The 21,016-nt window shown below is 61.7% G+C and carries 21 protein-coding genes; 9 read left to right on the forward strand and 12 right to left on the reverse strand.

What is annotated here, in order from left to right:
• Positions 1–28: 28 nt before the first annotated feature.
• The 3 genes from JQ627_RS36700 to JQ627_RS36710 form a co-directional block, all read right to left on the reverse strand.
• Positions 29–472, reverse strand: coding sequence for a hypothetical protein (locus tag JQ627_RS36700; RefSeq protein ID WP_212489205.1), 444 nt, complete (start codon positions 470–472; stop codon positions 29–31).
• Between the two features lie 76 nt (positions 473–548).
• Positions 549–1,460, reverse strand: coding sequence for a dihydrodipicolinate synthase family protein (locus JQ627_RS36705; RefSeq protein WP_212489206.1), 912 nt, complete (start codon positions 1,458–1,460; stop codon positions 549–551).
• Positions 1,460–2,623, reverse strand: coding sequence for a zinc-binding dehydrogenase (locus JQ627_RS36710; protein ID WP_212489207.1), 1,164 nt, complete (start codon positions 2,621–2,623; stop codon positions 1,460–1,462). Before JQ627_RS36710 ends, JQ627_RS36705 begins: the two co-directional genes overlap by 1 nt.
• 186 nt (positions 2,624–2,809) lie before the next feature.
• Between JQ627_RS36710 and JQ627_RS36715 the strand changes: the two genes are divergently transcribed.
• The 3 genes from JQ627_RS36715 (at position 2,810) to JQ627_RS36725 (ending at position 5,541) form a co-directional block, all read left to right on the forward strand.
• A complete protein-coding gene (locus tag JQ627_RS36715) occupies positions 2,810–3,454 on the forward strand; it encodes an FCD domain-containing protein (RefSeq protein WP_212489208.1) in 645 nt (214 codons plus the stop codon).
• Positions 3,455–3,526: 72 nt separating this feature from the next.
• Positions 3,527–4,612: an LLM class flavin-dependent oxidoreductase gene (locus JQ627_RS36720; protein ID WP_212489209.1), complete on the forward strand. Its 1,086-nt coding sequence runs from the start codon at positions 3,527–3,529 to the stop codon at positions 4,610–4,612.
• Positions 4,613–4,644: 32 nt separating this feature from the next.
• Positions 4,645–5,541, forward strand: a complete 897-nt coding sequence (locus JQ627_RS36725; RefSeq protein WP_212489210.1) for a polysaccharide deacetylase family protein — start codon at positions 4,645–4,647, stop codon at positions 5,539–5,541.
• A gap of 26 nt (positions 5,542–5,567) precedes the next feature.
• Here the strand turns inward: JQ627_RS36725 and JQ627_RS36730 are convergent, their stop codons facing one another.
• Complete coding sequence (locus tag JQ627_RS36730) at positions 5,568–5,717, reverse strand: hypothetical protein (RefSeq protein WP_249143695.1); 150 nt, start codon at positions 5,715–5,717, stop codon at positions 5,568–5,570.
• A 274-nt stretch (positions 5,718–5,991) separates the two neighbouring features.
• Here JQ627_RS36730 and JQ627_RS36735 point away from each other — a divergent pair, with 274 nt between their 5' ends.
• Complete coding sequence (locus JQ627_RS36735; RefSeq protein WP_212489211.1) at positions 5,992–7,788, forward strand: NAD(P)/FAD-dependent oxidoreductase; 1,797 nt, start codon at positions 5,992–5,994, stop codon at positions 7,786–7,788.
• A gap of 240 nt (positions 7,789–8,028) precedes the next feature.
• Here the strand turns inward: JQ627_RS36735 and JQ627_RS36740 are convergent, their stop codons facing one another.
• From JQ627_RS36740 to JQ627_RS36755, 4 genes are all read right to left on the reverse strand, one after another.
• Entirely contained in the window at positions 8,029–9,120 is a 1,092-nt protein-coding gene (locus tag JQ627_RS36740; RefSeq protein WP_212489212.1) for an ABC transporter ATP-binding protein, read from the reverse strand.
• A gap of 75 nt (positions 9,121–9,195) precedes the next feature.
• Entirely contained in the window at positions 9,196–10,047 is an 852-nt protein-coding gene (locus JQ627_RS36745; RefSeq protein ID WP_212489213.1) for a carbohydrate ABC transporter permease, read from the reverse strand.
• Between the two features lie 3 nt (positions 10,048–10,050).
• A complete protein-coding gene (locus JQ627_RS36750) occupies positions 10,051–10,986 on the reverse strand; it encodes a carbohydrate ABC transporter permease (protein ID WP_212489214.1) in 936 nt (311 codons plus the stop codon).
• A gap of 65 nt (positions 10,987–11,051) precedes the next feature.
• A complete protein-coding gene (locus tag JQ627_RS36755) occupies positions 11,052–12,368 on the reverse strand; it encodes an ABC transporter substrate-binding protein (protein ID WP_212489215.1) in 1,317 nt (438 codons plus the stop codon).
• 156 nt (positions 12,369–12,524) lie between these two features.
• Between JQ627_RS36755 and JQ627_RS36760 the strand changes: the two genes are divergently transcribed.
• Positions 12,525–12,662 carry a hypothetical protein gene (locus tag JQ627_RS36760; RefSeq protein WP_212489216.1) on the forward strand — a complete coding sequence of 46 codons (138 nt, stop codon included), beginning with the start codon at positions 12,525–12,527 and terminating at the stop codon, positions 12,660–12,662.
• A 69-nt stretch (positions 12,663–12,731) separates the two neighbouring features.
• On the opposite strand, the gene JQ627_RS39440 is transcribed toward JQ627_RS36760, so the two are convergent.
• The gene (locus JQ627_RS39440; protein ID WP_249143696.1) at positions 12,732–13,031 is read right to left on the reverse strand and encodes a hypothetical protein; all 300 of its coding nucleotides are present in this window, start codon (positions 13,029–13,031) and stop codon (positions 12,732–12,734) included.
• A 134-nt stretch (positions 13,032–13,165) separates the two neighbouring features.
• Entirely contained in the window at positions 13,166–14,341 is a 1,176-nt protein-coding gene (nagA, locus tag JQ627_RS36770) for an N-acetylglucosamine-6-phosphate deacetylase (RefSeq protein ID WP_212489217.1), read from the reverse strand.
• 118 nt (positions 14,342–14,459) lie between these two features.
• Here nagA and JQ627_RS36775 point away from each other — a divergent pair, with 118 nt between their 5' ends.
• The 3 genes from JQ627_RS36775 to JQ627_RS36785 are packed head-to-tail and all read left to right on the forward strand — an operon-like array spanning position 14,460 to position 17,120.
• A complete protein-coding gene (locus tag JQ627_RS36775) occupies positions 14,460–15,131 on the forward strand; it encodes a hypothetical protein (protein ID WP_212489218.1) in 672 nt (223 codons plus the stop codon).
• 16 nt (positions 15,132–15,147) lie between these two features.
• Entirely contained in the window at positions 15,148–16,110 is a 963-nt protein-coding gene (locus JQ627_RS36780) for an N-acetylmuramic acid 6-phosphate etherase (protein ID WP_212489219.1), read from the forward strand.
• Between the two features lie 11 nt (positions 16,111–16,121).
• Entirely contained in the window at positions 16,122–17,120 is a 999-nt protein-coding gene (locus tag JQ627_RS36785) for an SIS domain-containing protein (protein ID WP_212489220.1), read from the forward strand.
• Between the two features lie 564 nt (positions 17,121–17,684).
• Here JQ627_RS36785 and JQ627_RS36790 read toward each other — a convergent pair.
• On the reverse strand, positions 17,685–19,259 hold the full coding sequence (locus JQ627_RS36790; protein WP_249143697.1) for a winged helix-turn-helix domain-containing protein: 1,575 nt from the start codon (positions 19,257–19,259) through the stop codon (positions 17,685–17,687).
• A gap of 159 nt (positions 19,260–19,418) precedes the next feature.
• Here JQ627_RS36790 and JQ627_RS36795 point away from each other — a divergent pair, with 159 nt between their 5' ends.
• Positions 19,419–19,661 (forward strand): DUF1127 domain-containing protein, encoded by a 243-nt coding sequence (locus JQ627_RS36795; protein WP_212489221.1) that lies wholly within the window; start codon positions 19,419–19,421, stop codon positions 19,659–19,661.
• A gap of 215 nt (positions 19,662–19,876) precedes the next feature.
• Here the strand turns inward: JQ627_RS36795 and JQ627_RS36800 are convergent, their stop codons facing one another.
• Complete coding sequence (locus JQ627_RS36800) at positions 19,877–20,824, reverse strand: ABC transporter substrate-binding protein (RefSeq protein WP_212489222.1); 948 nt, start codon at positions 20,822–20,824, stop codon at positions 19,877–19,879.
• Positions 20,825–21,016 lie beyond the last annotated feature (192 nt).

Raw genomic sequence — 21,016 nt, forward strand, 5'->3', positions numbered from 1 at the left:
AGACTTCCCGTGTTCCGATCCTGCCGCGCTACGATGCCATCTTGATGTCGGCGCTATGCGGCGGCTTCAGCCGCACGCTGTCCGGCACGACCAAAGCCGTGTTGGCGCTATCGAGGAACTCGACTGTGGTGAACAGCAGATCCGTGGTCCCGATGTTCTCGACCGCGTGCACCATGTACTCGCCGGCACCGAAGGCGAGGTGCTTGGTCTCGCCCTTGTAGTGCTCGACATCGACGATGCGGCCGTCCTCGAAATAGCCGCGCGCCTTGCCTGGGTTATGCGCCGTCCAGAAATATGTCAGCACGTGGCGATGGAAGCCGCAACGCTTGCCCGGTGCAATCGACAGATGCCACACCCGCACGCGGTCCGTCTCCGACACCAGGATGCTGCCGACGCAGCCGCTATCTCGCCCTTCTTCGTACTCGCGCTGCAGCTCGATAGGCCAATGTGCGCGTGGATTCGAGTCTGCCATGAGGCTTTCCTTCCCATAATTGCCGCTGTCGCGGCCCTGATTTTCGTGCGTAAGGCGGGCGTGCTTCGACAGCCGGTCAGGCGGCGTCGCGCGCGTCTCCGATCTGACCGAGTCGTTCCATCTCCCGCCTGAGCTGAGCGGTCTGCTCCGCCGACAGGCCCCGCAGCGGCGGTAGCATGCGCAGCCATCCGGGATCGCCAGTGCGCCAGGCATGCACCTGCTTCACGGCCGGGATCAGTGGAAATTTCTGGATGGTCTGGCGGAAATCGGTCAGCTTCGCCTGCAATGCCGCGCGCTCGGCCCCGCTTGCGCGCAGCACGTCCCTGGCGAGCGCCGCGGAAATGTTGGTCGATCCGGAGATCACCCCCGCGCAACCTGCGGCAAGGCCCTCCGAAAGAACGGACTCGGTGCTCGGAAAGACGTCGAAATCCTCCGCGCCGACATAGGACTTGGCGGAGTCGAAATTGCCCGAAGAATCCTTGATGCCAGCGATGATGCCGCCGAACTTGTCACGCAACCGCGCCACCAGCGCGTGCGAGATCGGTACCATCGTCACCTGGGGGATGTGATAGAGGTAGAGGTGCAGCCTATTGTCGCCGAGCGCATCGATGATGCGGGAATAATAATCGTAGAGTCCCTCGTCCGAAGGTTCCTTGGTGTAGTACGGCGGCAGGACAAGCAGGTTGGAGTATCCTGCGGCCAGCGACGCCTTGCCGATGGCGACGGCATCGCCGAGCGACGGCGAACCGGCACCGAGGATGACCGCATCCGGCGCAATGCCTGAAGCGGCAAGCGCGTCGGGCACGCGCTGGCGAAACTGGAACGGAAGCGCGGCCGCCTCCCCGGTGGTGCCGAGCGGAGCCACGCCGTCGCAGCCCGCCGCGATCAGCCCGCGGCAATAGCTGACGAGCCCCTTGAGATCAGGCTCGCCGTCCGCGCCGATCGGCGTGATCGCCGCTGCGTAGACTCCCTTCTTCGCCTTGCTCATCACGCCACTTCCTTCTTGGTCTGGGTGACCGCCCCACGAGTCTTGACGACGACCTTGATGGCATCGTCGATGCGATTGCGTGCGTAGTGCAGCGCCATCGGCAGGTCCGCGAGCGGAAACGTGTGAGTGTGGATCAGCGTGGCGTCGAAGCGCTTGGCCGCCATCAGCGCCATGGCGCGATGCGTCGCGCTCTTGCCTTCGCCGCGAATGCCGTAGACGTAGATGTTGTTCTTCACCAGCGCGCCGATATCGGCCAGCACCGGCTCGTGCGGAAATGCCGCGAGACAGATCTTGCCGCCGCGATTGACCATCTTCGCCGCTTCGTTGATGGCCGTATCGGTACCGGCACATTCGACCACGTAATCGGCGCCGCGGTCCGTCATCTCCTTGACGACCGCGACCAGATCCTCATTGCGCACATTGACGACGCGGTCGGCCCCGAGCTTGGTGCCGATCGCAAGCCGGGCATCGCGGGTACCCGAGAGGATCACGGGACTGGCGCCGAGCGCCTTGGCGACGGCCACCGCGAGAAGTCCGATCGGCCCTGGCCCGGTCACGACGACGCTTTCACCCGCGACGAGGCCGCCGAGTTCGGTGAGGCCGTACATGGAGGTGCCGGCCGTCACGACCAGCGTGGCCTCCTCGTCGCTCATGTCGCCAGGCACGCGTGAAAGCGTGTTGATGTGGTTGACGGCATATTCCGCAAAGCCGCCATCCGTCGTGAAGCCGTTCGCGCGGTGGCCTTTGTCGACATCGCCGTAGTTCAGGCCGTAGTTGTGGCAGGATGTGTACATGCCCTGCCGGCACCGCTTGCACTGGCCGCAGCCGGCATGGATCTCGACGGTGACGCGCTCCCCGATCCTGTATTCATCCACACCGGGCCCGAGCGCCGCCACCGTGCCCATGTATTCGTGCCCGGGCGTGAAATTCTTGTTGAAGGGCGGACCACCCTGGACCAGCGCCGGCGTTCCGTGCTCGATAATCTCCAGGTCGGTGGCGCAGATCGCGACCGCATCGATGCGAACGAGCACCTCGGCCCGCTTCGGCATCGGCACCGGCTTCTCGATTAGGCGGAGCTGATTGGGATCTCCCAACACCCAGGCCTTCATCGTGTCGGGAATGGGCATGTCGGTTGACGTGTGAACGCCAGCGGCCTCGACCATTGCAACGATCCTCACCTATTGGTTGACCAATTTTACCATTGGCCTTTTGATTGGTTGCAGCCTCGCGCCGAAATATCTTTCTGTCAACGCCAAATTATCGGCTCTGATGTTTTGGTCTTGCATTTATGAATGAAGATGCCATTGAATACGGATTGGTTGATATTGGTTGCGACGAGGATTTGACCAGTGCTCGACTTGTTGGCTCGATTGACTGAGGGGGGTCCCGGCACGCGGCTTCCACCGGAGCGGCAACTCGCTGCGCAGTTCGGCGTTTCGCGCAACGAGATCCGCAAGGCGCTCGCGCGACTCGAGCTGGACGGCCGCCTCTCGCGCGAGGTCGGCCGCGGCACCTTCATTCGCGCGCCAGCGGAAACCGGCGTCGCCAATCTCGACGGCCTTCGCGACAGCACCAGCCCGCGCAACGCAATGGAAGCGCGTCTCGTGCTCGAGCCCGAGCTTGCGAGCCTGGCTGCGGTCAACGCCACCTTCAAGCAGATCGAGGGCATGCGCGTGCTGGCGCGGCAGATGCGCGAGGCCGAGACGTGGAAAGACTATGAGACCCTGGACGGGCGGCTGCACCGGCTGATTGCCGAGGCGACCGCAAATCCCTTGCTGTCAGAGATTCATCGCACCGTCGACGACGTCCGGCGCGCCGTCGTGTGGCGATGGCTCGATACGCGACCGACGCGGCCGCCGGACGACTATTCGTCCTTTGCCGAACATGATGCCCTGATCGATGCAATCGAGCAGCGCGATCGCATCAGGGCGATGGAGGCGATGCGCAGGCATTTACGAACCACCATGGACAAGCTGATGGGAACGCAAGCCTGAGCGCACCGGGCAACACGCGGCGTTCATGACAGAGATCGGCGATCCAGCCGACGAACATACGAGGGACCGGCCATGAAACTGGGCTTCTTCACGATGCCTATCCATCCGCTGGACAAGGACTGGCGACAGTCGCTGCGGGAGGATCGCGAAGCGTTCTTGCTGGCCGACGAGCTGGGCTTCTCCGAAGCCTATGTCGGCGAGCACGTCACCGACCGGGCCGAGAACATCACCTCCTGCATCGCATTCCTTGCCTGGATTGCCGCGGCGACCAAACAGATCAAGCTCGGCACCGGCACCGTCAACATGCCGAACGTGCACCCGGCCACCGTCGCCGCCACGATCGCGATGCTGGATCACATGCTCGACGGACGGCTGATCTTCGGCATCAGCCCGGGCGGCCTGCTCTCGGATGCGGAGCTGTTCGGCACGCTCGAACGCGACCGGAACGCGATGTTCCTCGAAGCGATCAACCAGGTCCTGCAAATCTGGGCGAGCGAGCCGCCATACAACATCGAAGGCAAGTTCTGGAACATCACGACGCACAAGACGCTGATGGCCGATATCGGCCAGGGCTTCATCGCCCGTCCCTTGCAGCGGCCGCACCCGCCGATCGTCGTCACCGCTGTCGCGCCGTTCTCGAAGGGCGTCACCGAGGCCGCCGCGCGCGGCTGGGATCCGATCTCGGCCAATTTTCTGATGCCGATGTGGGTGAAGAGCCACTGGCCGAAATATGTCGAGGGCTGCGAACGCGTCCGCAGGACCGTTGACTTTGCCAATTGGCGCGTGGCCAAGAGCGTGTTCGTCGCCAAGGACATGGCGACCGCCAAGGCCTACGCCACCGATCCGGACAGCCCTTACGTCTACTATTACCGCTCGCTCTTCACCAAGCTGAAGCGCAACGGCCGCATCGAGCTGTTCAAGACACGGCGCGACCAGCCTGACGACGAGGTCACGCTCGAATCCGTCTGCGACAAGCTCACCATCTATGGCACGCCCGACAGCGTAGCCGACCAAATCCTGGCGCTCCAGGAGGAGGTCGGCCAGTTCGGCACCCTGCTCTATGCCGGCAAGGACTGGAAGGACCGCGAGCTCGGGCGCCGTTCGATGATCCTGATGGCCGAGCAGGTGATACCGCGCGTCTCTGCCGGCTCACAATAGTTTCAGCTCTTCATCACGACAGGAGGCTCGTCATGGCCCTCAGCGACCGCATTCCCTATCAGGCCCTTGTCGACCGGCCGAAGCTGCAATTGCCGGACGGCAAACGCCTTGCGGTGTGGGTGATCCTCAATGTCGAGGAATGGCGCATCGAGAACGCGATGCCGCGCGTCGTGCTGAGCCCGCCGATGGGACAGCCGCTGCTGCCCGACGTGCCGAACTGGTCATGGCACGAATACGGGATGCGCGCCGGCTTCTGGCGGCAATTCAAGGCGCTGACCGACCGCAACATTCCGGTGACGCTGGCTGCGAACGCCGACGTATGCAACGCCTATCCCCGCATCGCTTCCGCCGCGCGCGAGGCCGGATTCGAGTTCATGGGCCACGGATTTACGCAAGGCCCCATGCACCGGATTCCCGATCAGGCCGACGCGATCAAACGCTCGGTCGACACGATCTCCAAATTCACGGGCCGCGCGCCACGCTCATGGGAGAGCCCTGGCCTGACGGAAACCGAGGAAACGCTCGATCTGTTGCGCCTCAACGGCATCGAATATGTCGCCGACTGGGTCATCGACGACCTTCCACAAGACATCGCAACGCCTCACGGCACCATCACGACGATCCCCTACACCGTCGAAACCAACGACATTGTCGTCCACGCTCTGCAGCAACTGCCGTCCGATCAGTTCCTGAAGCGCGGGATCGATCAGTTCGATCGGCTTTATCTCGAAGGCGCCGACAATGCGCGCGTGATGGCGATCTCGATCCATCCCTACATCACCGGCGTGCCCCATCGGATCAAATATCTCGAGGAGTTGTTCGACTATGTCATCGGACATGACGGCGTAGCTTTGATGACGGCGAGCGAGATAGGAGACTGGTACCGAGACGCCCTTCGTTCGTCGGTCAAACCAGATAGCGTCGCGTAGCCATCAGGATCCGAGATTGGCCGTTCCTAGTAGAGCCTCGTACGGTAGGCTTCTTCCATCGTCTTCTCGGCCTCCGCAACCTCGATGGCGGCAGTCTGCTCGGCGATGATCCGGCCGAGCGTCGGAAAGCTGTTGCGCTCGACCTGCGCGGCCGGATTCCACAGCTTCGAGCGCATCAGCGCCTTGCCGCAGTGGAAATAGGTTTCCTCGACATGGATCTTGCCGTCCCGATCTTCGCCTTCGGGCCAATTTCGGACGCATGCACCGCAGCAAACATAGCTCTTAGTCTACCCCATCGTCGGTAGGCAAAGCGGCGTTGTTGCAGGCGAGCGCTGAGAGGCGCTGAAGCCGACCGGGAACCCTGCCGCGCGAGTCTGGATTCCCGCGATGGTTGGGGTAAGGTTACGCTGCCTGTGTAGAAAAATTGCAAACAACATCCGGGAGGAAGTGATGCTCGACACCACGCTTAGTGCGCGCGTCCAGGGTTTCCTCGACGAGTTTGAAGCTGCGCTTGCGGCGGGCGATCTCGACGCCGCCGTTGGAATGTTCGCTCCGGAATGCTACTGGCGCGACCTCGTTGCCTTCACCTGGAACATCAAGACCATGGAAGGCCGCGATCAGGTCCGCGACATGCTCGCGCATTGCCTCACGCATGTGAAGCCGCGCAACTGGAAAATCGCCGAGGGTGAAACGCCAACCGAGGCCGGCGGCGTGACCGAATCTTGGATCACGTTTGAGACCGAGGTCGCGCGCGGATATGGACTCATCCGCCTGCAGAATGGTCAGATCTGGACGCTCTTGACGACCATGGCCGAACTGAAGGCCCATGAGGAAAAGGCTGGCTTCAGCCGACCGCTCGGCGCCAGGCACGGCGTCAATCCCGGCGCCAAGACCTGGAAGGAACTGCGCGACGAGGAAGTCGAGCAACTCGGCTTCAAGACCCAGCCTGACGTGCTTGTCATCGGCGGCGGACAGGGCGGCATTGCGCTCGGGGCGCGGCTGCGCCAGCTCGGTGTGCCGACGATCATCGTCGAAAAGAACGCACGCGCCGGCGATTCCTGGCGCAACCGCTACAAGTCGCTCTGCCTGCACGACCCCGTCTGGTACGATCACTTGCCCTACATCGATTTCCCCAAGAACTGGCCTGTGTTCTCGCCCAAGGACAAAATCGGCGATTGGCTGGAAATGTACACCAAGGTCATGGAGCTGAACTACTGGTCGAACACCACGGCCAAACGCGCCAGTTGGGACGATACCAAAAAGGAATGGACCGTCATCGTCGAACGCGATGGCAAGGAGATTACTCTGCGGCCCAAGCAGCTTGTGTTCGCGACCGGCATGTCGGCCAAGCCGAATATGCCGAAAATCAAAGGCATGGAAACGTTCAAGGGCGAGCAACACCATTCCTCACGCCATCCCGGCTCCGGCGGCTACAAAGGCAAGAAGGTAGTGGTGATCGGCTCGAACAATTCGGCCCATGACATCTGCGCTGCGCTATACGAGGCCGGCGTCGACGTAACGATGGTGCAGCGCTCAACGACCCACATTGTGCGCTCGGATTCGCTGATGGAGAGTATCGCCGATCTTTATTCCGAACGCGCCGTCCGCGGCGGAACGACGACGGCAAAGGCCGATCTGATCTTCGCTTCACTGCCCTACCGGATATTGAATCAGTTTCAGAAGCCGGTCTACGACAAGATCCGCCAGGATGACGCCGCTTTCTATGCCGGGCTGGAGAAGGCCGGGTTCAGGCTCGACTTCGGTGACGACGATTCCGGGCTATTCATGAAATATCTGCGCCGCGGCTCGGGCTATTACATCGACGTCGGCGCCTCACAACTTATCATTGACGGCAAAATCAAACTGTTCGCTGGACAGGTCGAGGAAATCACGCCCAACGGCGTCAGGCTCGACAACGGCAAGGAATTGCCAGCGGACGTGATCGTCTATGCCACCGGCTACAGCTCGATGAACGGATTTGTCGCCGATCTCGTTAGTCGGGAAATGGCCGACAAAGTCGGCAAGGTCTGGGGCCTCGGCTCGAATACGACAAAGGACCCCGGCCCATGGGAGGGTGAGCAGCGCAACATGTGGAAGCCGACGCAGCAGGAAGGCTTATGGTTCCACGGCGGCAATCTGCATCAGTCGCGACATTACTCGCAATTCCTTTCCCTGCAGTTGAAGGCGCGCTACGAGAGCATCCCGACGCCGGTCTACGGCCTGCAGACTGTCCATCACAAGGCCTGAAATCGCCGAATGCGCAACGGGGCTCGCGGATTGCGAGCCCCATGCTATTTCCGGGCCTCCGCACTCGCCGGCACAATGTCCGCCTTGTCTCGCTGAGCCGACATCGCTGACTTGATCCTCAAGCACGCAGCAAAAAGGGCGCGGAATGGTCAGGCCGCTCTCCGGGCGTCATCGGAGCTAGTGACAGGGAGGTCACCAGTTCTGATCGAATTCCCTTCGCCAGTGGCGTTGGCCAACTGCCTAGATGGCCGCCTCCGTCTGCGCATCGAAAACATGAAGCCTGGAAGGCCGCATGGCAACGCGCAGCTTGTCGCCCACCCTCACCCTTGCGGTCGGCTCGACGCTCGCCACCATGATACTCTCGCCGACCTTCATATCGAGCAGGATTTCCGAGCCGAGTTGCTCGACCACTTCAATCACAGCATCGAAGCATGGGTGGCCGAGATCAGCGCTACCCGCCACGGTCAGGTCCTCCGGCCGCACGCCGAGCATGAGCTCGCGTCCAATATGGCCGCGCAGCCGCTGCGCGGTCTCGTCCGGTAGCCTGATGCGCAGGCCGGAGTTCTCGGCAATCAGCGATCCGTTCGCCTCGGTCACCGTAACGGCGGCGAAATTCATGGCCGGGGAGCCGATGAAGCCGGCGACGAACTTGTTGGCGGGCTGATTGTACAGCTCGAGCGGCTCCCCCACCTGCTGGACCACGCCGTCCTTCATGACGACAACCCGGTCACCCAGCGTCATGGCTTCGACCTGATCGTGGGTAACGTAAATGGCTGTGGTGCCGAGACGCAGATGCAGCTTCTTCAGCTCAACGCGCATCTGCACCCGCAGCTTGGCATCGAGGTTCGACAGCGGCTCGTCGAACAAGAACACGCGGGGGTGGCGCACGATAGCACGGCCCAACGCCACGCGCTGGCGCTGGCCGCCCGAGAGCTGGCGTGGCCTGCGCTGTAGCAATTCGCCGATGCCGAGGATCTCAGCCGCCTCCAGCACGCGCTTGTCAATCTCGGGTTTTTCGAATTTTCGCATCTTCAGGCCGAACGCCATGTTGTCGTACACGGTCATGTGCGGGTACAGAGCGTAATTCTGGAACACCATGGCGATGTCACGGTCCATGGGTGCCAATTCATTGACCACGTTGCCGTCGATGGAAATGTCGCCGGAGCTGATCGCTTCGAGCCCGGCGATCATCCTGAGCGTCGTCGTCTTGCCGCAGCCGGAGGGTCCAACGAACACCATGAACTCCTTGTCGCGGATCTGCAGATTGACGTCTTTGACAGCGTGCACGCTGTCAAAAAACTTGTTGATCCCCTTGAGCACGACCTGGCCCATTCGCTTCCACCTGCCTCCAGCGGATTATGCGCTGTCGCTATGCGCGCTTTCGAACCCTTGCGATCCGCGGTGCTGTCAGCCCTTCACTGATCCGGTCAATCCCGCGACGTAGTGCTCGACGAAGAACGAATAGGCGATAGCAACCGGTATCGATCCAAGCAGGGCCCCAGCCATCAGCGGCCCCCAATAGAATACATCGCCGCGGATCAGCTCCGACGTGACGCCGACCGGCACGGTCTTCTGCTCAGGCGAGGACAGGAAGACGAGCGCGTAGATAAACTCATTCCACGATAGCGTGAAAGCGAAGATGCCGGCCGAGAGGATGCCCGGGACCGCCACCGGGATGACGATGTAGAGCATCGCTTGCCAGCGCGAGGCGCCGTCAATGCGCGCGCATTCCTCGAGCTCCTTCGGTACCGCCTTGAAGTAGCCCATCATGATCCAGGTGCAGAATGGAATCAGGAAGGTCGGATAGGTCAGGATCAGTGACCACGGCGTGTCACCCAGCCGATAGTTGCGTATGATCTCTGCCAGCGGAATGAACAGCAGCGTCTGAGGCACCAGATAGGTAATGAAGATGGCGGTGCCCAGGCTGCCGGCAAATGGAAAGTTCAGCCGCGACAGAGCATAGCCGGCGAACACACCGCACACGAGCGAGATGGCGGTTGATGCGAGCGCGATGAACGTCGTGTTCCACAGCCACGATGCGAACAACGTCTCCTCGAACAGGTACCTGACATGGTCCCAGGTCGGTTTCCAGGTCCAGAACGGATTGTAGTTGCTCGAATTCCAAGGCCGGTAAAGCTCGCCGTCCGGCCGCACCGACGTGATCACCATCCAGTAGAACGGGAACAACAGGAAAAGCAGGAACAGCGCCATGGGCACGTAAAAGAACACCCACTTTCGCCACCTTGCGCCTTCGATCATGGCTCAGCGGACCTCCACGCGGCGGATGTAGAGAAGCTGGAGGACGACGATCAGAAACAGGACCGGAAACATCGCGAGCGAGATCGCGGCGCCCTCGCTCAGGAGGCCTGTGCCGACGCCGATCTGATAGGCGTAGGTGGCGAACAGGTGCGTTGCGTTGGCCGGCCCGCCGCCCGTCATCACATAGACAATCTGGAAGTCGGCGAACGTCTGAATCACCGAGAACAGCATCACGACCATGGTCACGGGCAACAGCAGCGGCCAGGTGATGTGCCAGAACCGCTGCCACGGCTTGGCGCCGTCGATGGCGGCGGCCTCGTTGAGTTCGGGACTGATGGTCTGCAGGCCGGCGAGCAGGCTGATGGCGAAGAACGGCACCCCGCGCCAGATGTTGACAATGATAATCGAGATCATGGCAAGGTCCGGATCGCCCAGCCAATTGATCCGACCGGTGATCAAGCCGAAATGGTAGAGGAGCCAATTGAGAACGCTGAACGTCGGGTCGAACATCCACTTCCAGGCGAAAGTCGAGAGCACGGTCGGAATAATGAACGGCAGCAGGATGAAAGCACGCATAAAAGCCTTGCCGCGGAAATTACGGTTGAGCAGCATGGCCAGCCACAGCCCTAGCGCCAGCTTGAAGACGGTGGTCACGCCCGTATAGAGGAAGGTATTGTAGACGGCGGTGCGAAAGATCCCGTCATTGAAGATCTTGTAGAAGTTGGCGAGGCCGACGAAGTCGCCGGGAATACCGACGCGCGAGCTGGTGACCGACAGCAATATCCCTCGCATGAAGGGATAGGCGATAAACATGCCGAGCAGTACGATGGTCGGCACTAGCAGCACGAACGCCAGCCAGCGCTCGTCCTCGAGCAAACGCTGTCGCCGGGGAGGCGGCGCCTCGCGGAGCGTGGTGTCGGAAACCGCGCTTATCGCCATGTTCGATCCTCGTCGGCCGGAAGATTCCGCCGCCCCTCGAAAAATGGGAGGGGGGCGGCTTATCCTCAGACGTAGACCTTCTTGAGCTCAGCCTCTGCCCATTTCACGGCATCCTCGGGGGGCATGCCTTGGACAGCCTTTGCGTACATATCAACGATGACGTACTTGGTCACGACTTCGGCCGCCCTGCGCGTAGAGGGTCCCTCGTAGCCAGCGAACCGCCCCGTGCGCGCGGCTTGCTTGTAGGGCAGCATGATCGGGTCGTCGCCCCACAGCTTGTGCTTTTCCCAATCCGTGGTCGGGCCGACCGAGAAGCCCTTCTGGGAGACGAACCATTTGTCGTAGACGTCCTTGGAGTGAATCCAGCCAAGGAATTTCTTCGCCGCATCCTGGTTCTTCGAATAACCCATCAGGAGATTCGAGAACGGGACGTGATAGCTGAATTGCCCGCCGGGGCCCTTGGGCAGCGCGGCATGCAGGATGTCGTCCTTCAGCGGCCCGCCGGCCTCCGTCTTGTAGGTATCCGGCTTGCGCAGGGTCTCGATGTAGATCGAGGCGCCATTGAGCGTGGCGCTGCATGTCCCGGACAGAAAAGCGCGGTTGTTGTTGGAATCGTCCCAGGCGAGCCCACCTTCATCGTGGGCGTCCTTCCAGAAGGCCACCATGAATTTAACCGCCTCGACCGTTGCGGGGCTATTCAGCACAACCGTCTTGCCGTCTGCCTCGACCTCCTTGCCGCCCCAGGACCACAGGTAGGGGTAGGCGAAGGCGGGCGCATCGCCGAAGGTGTGACCCAGCGTTTGGCCGATTGGCCGTCCCTTTGCCTTCAGCTTCTTGCCGGCCTCGCGATACTCCTCCCACGTCTGGGGGAATTTTCCGTCCGTGTAGCCGATCTCGGCAAACCAGGACTTTCGGTACGCGATCTGCAGGCCGACGATGCACCACGGTACGGCAATCCATTTCTTGCCGTCATTGGCGACAGCGCGGGATGTTTCGTAGAAGCCGCCCTGGCTCTTGCCGAGTGCTTCCGCGATGTCGCTGACGTCTACGACGCTTTCGCCGTAAAGTTGCCCCCAATTGTTGAGGACGCAGACGACGTCGGGGCCGGACCCGGACTGGATCGCCGAGGTTACCCGGGCCTGGATGTCGTTGGCGTTGATGGTCTCGATATTGAGCTTTATGCCGAGCGCTTTCTCGCACTCCTTGGCGATTTCGTTGCGCAGCAGCTGATCTGACGCCGGAACGAAGTCAGTCCAGCGTAGCCAGTGCACCGTGGTGGCTTGCGCATAGGCGGGCGCCCTACCAACCGCCAGGATGCCGGCCATGCCGCCCGCAAGCGCGGTACCGCCCTTGAGGACGTTACGTCGGGTTACTGTCGTCATGCATCCCTCCCTCGATGTGTCCGAGTTGATGCTCTACGGCCAGTCTTGCCGCCGGCTTGGAGTCCCTTTCAGTCTATTGCGTCTCCGTGGTTCAACGCTTGCGCGCGTTGGTGCCTGCGCAATGCATTGGCTCGATGATCATTGGGTGGTGTCCACTTGCCCCGCCGTGGTGGCGAGTTCGCCGCCAACCAGGGCGGGTTCTTCGCGGTGCAGCAGCGCGATTGCACCGCTCCCAATCGTAACGGCGATACGACCGGCGGCCTGGATCAGGTCGGCGCTGCAGCCAGCGCTTGAACCCTACCGTCATAACGATCCCTCCCGCGCAGCGACGGTATAGCCGTAGCCGTGCGGGTTTGCCCCGTCTTATGTGAAGTTCGGTACCAGAAGCTGGCGCGACGTCATTGTCGCCCGTCGCAGCAGGAAATCAAGTGCTAGCTTTGACGCGGCGGCCATGGTCTCACCTCGTGAACTGTCGTCGGTCATCACGCCGGCCTGGCTGCCGGTGAAGCTGATCGCAGGCACGCGGAGATCGAAAAGTGCCATGCTCATCAGGGACATGCTGATGCGCTCACCAGTCGTCAGTAGCATATCGAGCTCGCGGCGGTTGGGAATCGGGCTGACCTGATGAGCCATCTGGATCAACTGGTCGGTGGTCGTGCCCATGCGGAGACGATCGCCACGACACGACGACCGCGGCCGTGCAAGTTGCCGAGACTGCGCGCAACCGCGCGAATCTTCGCCGGCGTTTCAAGGCAGACACCACCATATTTCTGCACGATGATGGGATGGTTGCGCATCTAACCTCGCTCGGAAGCCTTACTCGCCTCGCCCATCGAACCGACTCCGCCTATCCATGTGCCGACGACCTCAAAGTTCGGATTGAAGGCGACAAGATCCGCGCGGTATCCGGGCGCGATCCGTCCGAGCTCGGACTCAAGGCCCAGAAATGCTGCGGGCGTCCGAGAGGCCATGATGAGGGCATCGACAAGGGAGATTCCGAGCAGCCCAACAGCGTTGCGCACCGCCTCGATCATGGTGAGGTGAGCACCCGCGAGCGTGCCATCCCGGCCAGTCAGCCGATTCTCGTGCAACGTGATTTGCCTTCCCTGGAGCATGAATTGCCGGTCGTTCGTGTCCACCAAAGGCATGGCATCGGTGACCAGCATCAATCGATCGCGTCCCTTGCAGCGGAAGGCGACACGCAAACCGGTGCGGTCAACGTGGATGCCGTCGCAAACGATCCCTGCAAACAACCGGTCATCCCCCAGCGCGGCGCCCACCAAGCCCGGTTCTCGGGCGTTCAGCTGCGACATGGCATTGAACAGATGGGTCACCCCCGAGACACCGCGATCGACCGCCTGCCCGATTTCGTCTGCGGTGGCGTCGCTGTGGCCGGCCGCGATGCGCAATCCGGCGCCGATCAATTCATCGATCATGGACGCGGGCACGCATTCCGGGGCCAAGGTCACAATGGAGCGGCCGCGGTGCCCGAAACTTTTGATGGCGGCGAGGTCGCGCCGATCGGGCACGCGTATCTCGGCTTCCGGATGAATGCCCTTGCGAGACCTGTTGAGGGCCGGACCTTCCAAATGAAAGCCGAGCACGCCGGGAATTTCGAGGCACGCCTGAGCTGCTACAGCCAATCGTTCGATGACCTCGCTTCGATCGGTGATGAGGGTTGGCAAGCAGCCCGTGGTCCCCGCCTTGCGGTGCGCCTCGACGATGCGTCGAACGCCGGCCACCGTTGGCTGGTCGTTGAGAAGAACGCCCCCGCCTCCGTTCACCTGAACGTCGACGAATCCGGGTGCAAGGATCGCATCTCGGGGAAGTTGGATCGAGGCGCGCGCCTCCTCGGTGACGCTTTCAATCCGCCCCTGCGAGATCCTGACCAACCCCGGCCCGCGCATGTCGGCACCATCAAAGATGTGCTGAGCGGCAATCGAGAGAACGACGGAAGACCCAGCTTGGCCCATCAGTGGTGATCCGAAAATGGCAGTCACGGACTCGTGAGGCGAGTCCCGTCCCGTATAGGTCCTTATATGTACACAACGGGCTTCGGGACCCGGAGCTAAATCCTCGCGTTAACTTCCCATGGGAACAAAAGGTGCCACGTATCTCGGCATGGATGGCGGCGGAACCCGCTGCCGCGCCCGGATCGAAAACGGCGGGGCACTCGGTGAAGCGAGCTCGGGGCCTGCCACCGAAGCGGCGGCCGCACAGTCCGGACTGACGCACGAGGATTTCGCGCGAATGCACGCCGGAATTGGCCTCGCCGGTATTGGTCACCCTGTTCGACTGGCGCTGCGGGCCGCGGATCGCCGCGGTGAGCTGACCCTACTGCTTTCAGAGTTGCTGGGCGCATTCGATCAAGATCCCTATCAGGCCGTGGCATGGTCCGAAGAAGCCAAGGCCACAGACTACGCCGCGTTCGCGCCGACCATGATGCGGCACGCCAGTCAGGGCGATCCGGTCGGCCGTCGCATTGTCGAACGCGTGGCCGATGCCATTGGTGATCTGCCTGATCTGTTCCTGGCGAGAGGAATTGACCGGCTCGCGCTGGTGGGCGGACTCGCGGATGCGACTACGCCCTGGCTGACGCCCGATCTGCGCGCCCGCCTGAGGCGACCTGACGCCGCCGCAACGGCCGGCGCGTTGCTTCTGACGCGAGGGCGGCTCGACCTGCCCAAGATGGACCTGCCCAAGATGGACCTGCCCAAGAGAGAAACTGACCATGAACAGGCTTCGAAGTTCCGCGTTTCATGACGCTTGGATCAATAATATGGCCACCGAAGAAGTCGATCCCAGATTTGCCGACCTTGATGCATGGTCGCTCACGTCAGCGATGGAAGCGATGTGGGAGGGCCAGCTTTCGGCGGTCGCCGCAATCCGCCATGCCCTTCCCGCGATCACTGCGGCAGCCGAAGCGGCCAAGACGGCGCTGGGCGATCGCGATCGCGGTCGCATTGTATATGTCGGCGCCGGCACCTCAGGCCGCGTGGCGGTTCAAGACGGCGCCGAGCTGACGCCGACCTTCGCCTGGCCCCGTGAGCGCGTCCGCTTCGTCGTCGCCGGCGGTGACAGCGCGTTCGCCGCCAGCATCGAGGGCGCGGAGGACGATGTCGAAGATGCAGTCGCGCAGATCAACGCCGCACGGCTCACGCCGCACGACGTGGTGATCGCGGTAGCCGCCAGCGGCACAACGCCGTTCACGGTCGCGGCGCTGCAGCAGGCAGGGTCTCTCGATGCAGTGACGATTGGTGTCGCCAACAATCCCGGCACCGTACTGCTGGCATCGGCAAAGTTTCCGATCCTGATCGAGACCGGCCGCGAGCTGATCGCCGGCTCCACGCGGATGAAGGCGGGCACCGCTCAGAAGGTCGTGCTCAACCTAATCTCCTCAGGGATCATGCTGCGCCTTGGCCGGGTGTATCGCGGCATGATGGTGAACATGCCTCCGACCAATGCCAAGCTGAAGCGGCGCGCCGAGGCCATGGTGGCGCAAATCGCGGGCTGTGATCCCTCGCACGCGGCACGCTCGCTCGAGCAGGCCGAGGGCGACATCAAGACGGCAGTTCTTCTGGCGTTGGGTGTCGACAGGGTTGATGCGGAGACCGTTCTGAAGAACTGTGACGGCAACCTTCGGCACGTGTTTGTCGAGCTTGCCAGGAATCGTGACTCGCATCGTGAGCGGCTCCCAAAGGGAGCGGCGGGACGCAACCGAGGCGGAGTGGTTGAGCCGTGACGACATCCGCGATGGCGAGCGAAATCGGGGAAAGCGCTGATGTTGTCGCCAACATTGTTCGCAACCGCCCAGCCACACGCGGCATCGCACAGCGGATTGGGATTGGCTCCGCCCCCTTGTGCGTCGTGTGTGGTCGGGGAAGCTCCGGGCATGCCGGGGTTTTCTTGAGATACCTTGTCGAGACGCGGCTTCGCCTTCCTGTCTCAGCAAGCGCTCCCTCGGTGATCACGGCATTTCGCACACCCTTGATGCTGCGCGATGCGCTGTTCATCGTGATCTCGCAATCCGGACGCAGCCCCGATCTCGTCGCAGCGACCAGATCTGCGCGCGCATCGGGCGCCCGCACCATTGCCGTCGTCAATGCGACGTCGTCACCGGTGGCTGACGAAGCGGAGTTCGTCGTTCCGATCGACGCCGGCCAAGAGCTCTCCGTAGCGGCGACAAAGACCGTAATCGGCTCGATGGCCGCCGGCGCCGGACTGGTTGCCGAGCTGGCGGAAGATCGTGCGCTGCGGTCGGCCCTCGACCGGCTGCCCGAGCGCCTGCACCGCGCGCTGGCGCTCGACTGGTCCGAGATTGTCGATGACCTCGCCAAGGCGTCAGCTGTGTTTGTGGCGGCTCGCGGCCTGGGCCTGGGCTCAGCGAGGGAGATCGCGCTCAAGCTTTCGGAAATCCTGCGCCTGCCCTCCATCGGCCTGAGCGCCGCCGAGCTGCAGCATGGGCCGCGTGCCGCGCTATCGTCGCGCACGCCGGTGGTCATGATGCGCCTCATGGATGAAACGGCGGCCACGGTGGACGCGCTGGCAGAGGAATTGCGTGAGCAAAAGATCGCGCTGCATCTCTGCGGCGGACCGCATGGCTCGCTGCCCTGGTTGGCCGAGGATGACCCCGCCACCGACCCGATCACCATGCTCGTTCCGGCCTATCGAATGATCGAGCAGGCGGCGCGCGCTCGCGGATTCGACCCGGATCGTCCCCCTCGCCTGAGCAAGATTACCGAGACGTTTTGACAGCTGACTAATCGCTGGCTGGCGACCAAAGCTGGAGCGCGCCGCACCAGTTTCGCACCAGAAACAACTTCGTCAAAACGGAACAAACGCGAGCAAAAGCAAACGAAAACACAGCAAAATCGGCGAAGCCGGCGGATATCCTCTCGCTCATAACGGTCTGGTTGCAGGTTCGGGTCCTGCCGGGCCCACCAACTTGATCAATGGCTTATTTCGTTCTCGTTGCCTGCGCCGCCGTCGCCGCACCAGATACGTCCACATTTCGTTCGTGCGCAAGTTCGCGAAGGCGTCGGGCACGCTCGCGTGCTGATGGGTGGATACCACAAGTGATCCACGATCCTCGCCTTTCCGACCGACGGAAGCAGTCTCTGCCTTTTGGCGATAATGTCGGCCATCTCCGGCAAAGCGGAAGTCAGCCATAACGCCAATCAAGTCCGCCAAGGGGCCACAAGCCGAAATCAGCAGCGGGCAACGCCACGTCGGCGAAGGGCCCACAAGCGGCCATTCCCTACTGCGCGGTTGATGTGAATTGGAATGAGACCAGTCTTTCCCGACAACCGCACGCACTCATGGGGGTATACCCATGATGGGGAAAGTTCGCATGACCCTTTCGAGGTGTTCCGGCCTGTAAAATCGAGCGAGCTTTGGCACGAGTGTGGAGACGCGCAGAGCCGGCCTCGCTTCCATCAGGCGCGCACCGATCATCCGGGCTTCCTCGACCCTTCCAGACATTGCGTGACATGCCGCCAGAATAAATTGTGCGTTGAGATAATTGGGCCGGTGCAGCACAGCCGACTTGGCCCATGATGACCCGTCCTCGTATCGATCCGTCAGGAAATGCGCAAACGCTATGCCGGTCTGCATCAGAAAAAGAAACGGATCCATTGGGCTTAGACGCCCCCCGGCATGGAACTGCCCAAGCGCCGCCTCTACGTCGCCACGGCGTATGTGTTCCCAGCCGATGGTATACCGCGCGATAGCCAGATTCGGGTTAAGTTCATACGCTCGGGAGACGAGGGCCACGCCATCGTCCATCTCATATAATACGGCGGCAATTGCCTGCCCGGCTCTCACGAGTACAGTTGGATCATCCTTATCGAGCTCGATTGCACGCCTTGCCAACCGTCGGGTGTCGTTCAGTTCCTGATCCGCGTCGATCGTCCAGCCGAAGATCTTTCGTTGCAGATAGCAATAAGCACCAAGCGCGTATGCCGAGGCCAATCCGGGATCGATCTCGACAGCAAGCCGGATCAATCTGAGGGCCTCAATGTTCTGTTCGCGGGTGAATTCATAGAAGCTTGAGAGTGCACGAAGATAGTAGTCGTAGGCCTGAAGATTTTCGGTTGGCTTGCGTTTTGCGCGCTCTATCTCGGCGCGCTCCAATTGAGGAAAGAGCGCGCCAATCACGCTACTCGTCACTTGGTCCTGCAGATCGAAGATATCCTTGAGCTGGCTGTCGAACCGGTCCGCCCAAAGATGAGCACCCGTCGTGGCCTCGATCAACTGCCCGGCAATGCGAACTCGATCGCCGGATTTGCGCACACTGCCTTCGAGCACATACCGAACGCCCAGCTCGCGGCCGACCTGCCTGATGTCGATAGCCTTGCCTTTGTAGGTAAAAGTGGACTGTCGCGCGATGACGAACAGCGATTTGGACCGTGAAAGGCCAGTGATGATGTCCTCGACCATGCCGTCGGCGAAATACTCCTGCTCTGGATCGGAGCTCAGGTTGGTGAATGGGAGAACGGCCAGCGACGGTTTGTCGGGGAGTGTGAGGGCAGGTATAGGCGTCTCCCTCTGGATTTCGGTTACTGCCTCCGTGGGGGCCCCGCGAACCTCCTGCACCATCCCAATAAAGCGATAGCCCTTCCTTGGCAGCGTCTTGATCAGCCGCTGTTTCTCCCCGGAATCGCCAATTGCGGACCGAGCGGCATTCAGGCGGGTCGTCAGCGCGGCATCCGACACGCACCGTCCCTTCCAAATGGCTGTGATGAGCTCATCCTTGCAAACCACGCGCTCGCGGTTGCGGATGAGGTAGTCCAGCAAGTCAAAGGTCTGTGGCGCCAGGGCGACGACGTTTGTCTCGCGGCACAGCTCGCGGCGGCCAGAATCCAGTTCGTAGTCTTCGAAGAGATAGCGCAAGACGCGAAATCCCTCTGGACGGTCTCCGGTAAAACCCGGCAATACCTGGAAAGTAAAGAATAAGCCGCCCGTAAGGAAAATGTAAGCGGCGGATCAAGCGTGCCGGGCCGGATTTAGGCAGCATGCCAGGGTGGAAACAAGATGCCCGAGGATGCTGCGATGAGCGTGATTTATCAGACAACGGGCTTGGTCCAGACGACAGACTCCCAGCGACGCCATGTCAGCGTTTTCAAGAATTGCTGGAACGCATTTCAAGAGTGGCGGAAATGGGAGCGGCTGAGGCGCGATCTTTGTAGCCTGAGTAATCAGGAGCTGAAGGATATCGGGATTACCTATGGCGAGATCGATAACGTGGCCTCGAACCGAAATACTGACCCGCGAGGCATACGATCGGTCGGATGATGTCGACCTTCGGCACCGCTTATTCGAGTGGCCTTAGTCAGACCCCACCGAGCGCGCAGCCACCTTTGGCGCGAAGCGGACAATGAACGATCCTGCGTGCCCTCGTTCCATCTGTCGGTGGTGAGCCTCCAGTCCTTTCCGTCTTTCTCCCAAACCCCGACATACTTTCCAACCAGTTCCTGGGCGGCGGTCCCTTGGTGGCTGCCCGGCCGCGCTCATTCAACCACCTCGTCGGCGCGTAACAGGAATGACTCCGGTACTTTCAGACCGAGTGCCCTGGCGGTCTTCAGATTGATGACGAGGTCGAACCTGGTCGGCTGTTGGACCGGCAAGTCGGCGGGCTTCGCCCCGCGCAAAATTTTGTCGACAAAGGTCGCGGCAAGCCGCCATAGGTGGGTTGCGTCCACGCCGTAGGACATCAGCCCGCCCGCATCGACGAACTCCCGGTATTCAAACATCGTTGGAATTCGCGCAGTCAGCGCTCGGGTCGCAATGGCGAAGGTGAGTGGGACGCCGACGGCATAGAGTGCGTCCGCACGGTCCCTGAGGGCCTCGAAAGCCAATGCAACGTCCTCTGCGCGCCTGATTTCCAATATCGTCGCCTCGAGGCCGAGCGCGGAGGCCGCCGCCTGCACCTCATCCATCCTGTTTTTGAAACCGGGGCTATTGGCATTGACCATAACGGACAAGCGGCGGAAACCTGGGACAACCTCGCGCAACAGCTCAAGGCGCTTGCCGGCAAGACTGATGGGGTTGAGCGCCAGGCCGGTCGCATTGCCGTCCGGTCGGGCCAAACTTGCGACGAGGTCGCTGCCAACAGGGTCGCCAGAAATGGAGACAATTGGGATGAGCGATGTCGCACGTTTTACCGCGAGGGTCGGCGATCCCCCCACCGTGACGATGACATTCACGTTGAGCCGGACGAACTCGGTCGCAATTTCGTTGGAGCGTTCGGTATGTCCCTCCGCAGAGCGATACTCGATCGCAACGGTCCGGCCCGCGATCCAACCGAGTTCGCGCAACCGATCCTCGAAATCTTGGGCCGACCAGGCCGGGCCCAAGAAACCGATGATGGGTAGCTTTCTCGTCTGCTCCGCCCGCGCCGGGCTCGGGCCCATAACCGCGGCGGCGCCGACGAGCGTGATGAACTCGCGCCGCCTCATTGAGTTACTCGTTTGAAGCGCCCGACTGATGCATACAGCCTAGCATTTTTCAACCGGGAGCCGAGCGAGAAAAGGGCTGGCGGCCCGCCCTAACCGTGCGACGCAATGTCCGCAACGGGTCGATTTTGTTGCAAAAGTCAGTTGAGACGAACTGGCAAGCGTGATTCCGTTGTGTTGGCGCGAATCGCGACG

It is taken from the genome of Bradyrhizobium liaoningense (assembly GCF_018130785.1).
In the GTDB taxonomy this organism is placed as follows: domain Bacteria; phylum Pseudomonadota; class Alphaproteobacteria; order Rhizobiales; family Xanthobacteraceae; genus Bradyrhizobium; species Bradyrhizobium liaoningense_A.

Coding starts and splice junctions, on each gene's coding strand:
- JQ627_RS36740 (WP_212489212.1), bottom strand. CDS start 9,120: ATGGGCCAGGTCGTGCTCAAGGGGATCAACAAGTTTTTTGACAGCGTG.
- JQ627_RS36775 (WP_212489218.1), top strand. CDS start 14,460: ATGGGAACAAAAGGTGCCACGTATCTCGGCATGGATGGCGGCGGAACC.
- nagA (WP_212489217.1), bottom strand. CDS start 14,341: ATGGGCCAAGCTGGGTCTTCCGTCGTTCTCTCGATTGCCGCTCAGCAC.
- JQ627_RS36705 (WP_212489206.1), bottom strand. CDS start 1,460: ATGAGCAAGGCGAAGAAGGGAGTCTACGCAGCGGCGATCACGCCGATC.
- JQ627_RS36750 (WP_212489214.1), bottom strand. CDS start 10,986: ATGGCGATAAGCGCGGTTTCCGACACCACGCTCCGCGAGGCGCCGCCT.
- JQ627_RS36755 (WP_212489215.1), bottom strand. CDS start 12,368: ATGACGACAGTAACCCGACGTAACGTCCTCAAGGGCGGTACCGCGCTT.
- JQ627_RS36710 (WP_212489207.1), bottom strand. CDS start 2,623: ATGGTCGAGGCCGCTGGCGTTCACACGTCAACCGACATGCCCATTCCC.
- JQ627_RS39440 (WP_249143696.1), bottom strand. CDS start 13,031: ATGGGCACGACCACCGACCAGTTGATCCAGATGGCTCATCAGGTCAGC.
- JQ627_RS36725 (WP_212489210.1), top strand. CDS start 4,645: ATGGCCCTCAGCGACCGCATTCCCTATCAGGCCCTTGTCGACCGGCCG.
- JQ627_RS36780 (WP_212489219.1), top strand. CDS start 15,148: ATGGCCACCGAAGAAGTCGATCCCAGATTTGCCGACCTTGATGCATGG.
- JQ627_RS36795 (WP_212489221.1), top strand. CDS start 19,419: ATGAGCGTGATTTATCAGACAACGGGCTTGGTCCAGACGACAGACTCC.
- JQ627_RS36730 (WP_249143695.1), bottom strand. CDS start 5,717: ATGCGCTCGAAGCTGTGGAATCCGGCCGCGCAGGTCGAGCGCAACAGC.
- JQ627_RS36735 (WP_212489211.1), top strand. CDS start 5,992: ATGCTCGACACCACGCTTAGTGCGCGCGTCCAGGGTTTCCTCGACGAG.
- JQ627_RS36720 (WP_212489209.1), top strand. CDS start 3,527: ATGAAACTGGGCTTCTTCACGATGCCTATCCATCCGCTGGACAAGGAC.
- JQ627_RS36785 (WP_212489220.1), top strand. CDS start 16,122: ATGGCGAGCGAAATCGGGGAAAGCGCTGATGTTGTCGCCAACATTGTT.
- JQ627_RS36700 (WP_212489205.1), bottom strand. CDS start 472: ATGGCAGACTCGAATCCACGCGCACATTGGCCTATCGAGCTGCAGCGC.
- JQ627_RS36745 (WP_212489213.1), bottom strand. CDS start 10,047: ATGATCGAAGGCGCAAGGTGGCGAAAGTGGGTGTTCTTTTACGTGCCC.
- JQ627_RS36800 (WP_212489222.1), bottom strand. CDS start 20,824: ATGAGGCGGCGCGAGTTCATCACGCTCGTCGGCGCCGCCGCGGTTATG.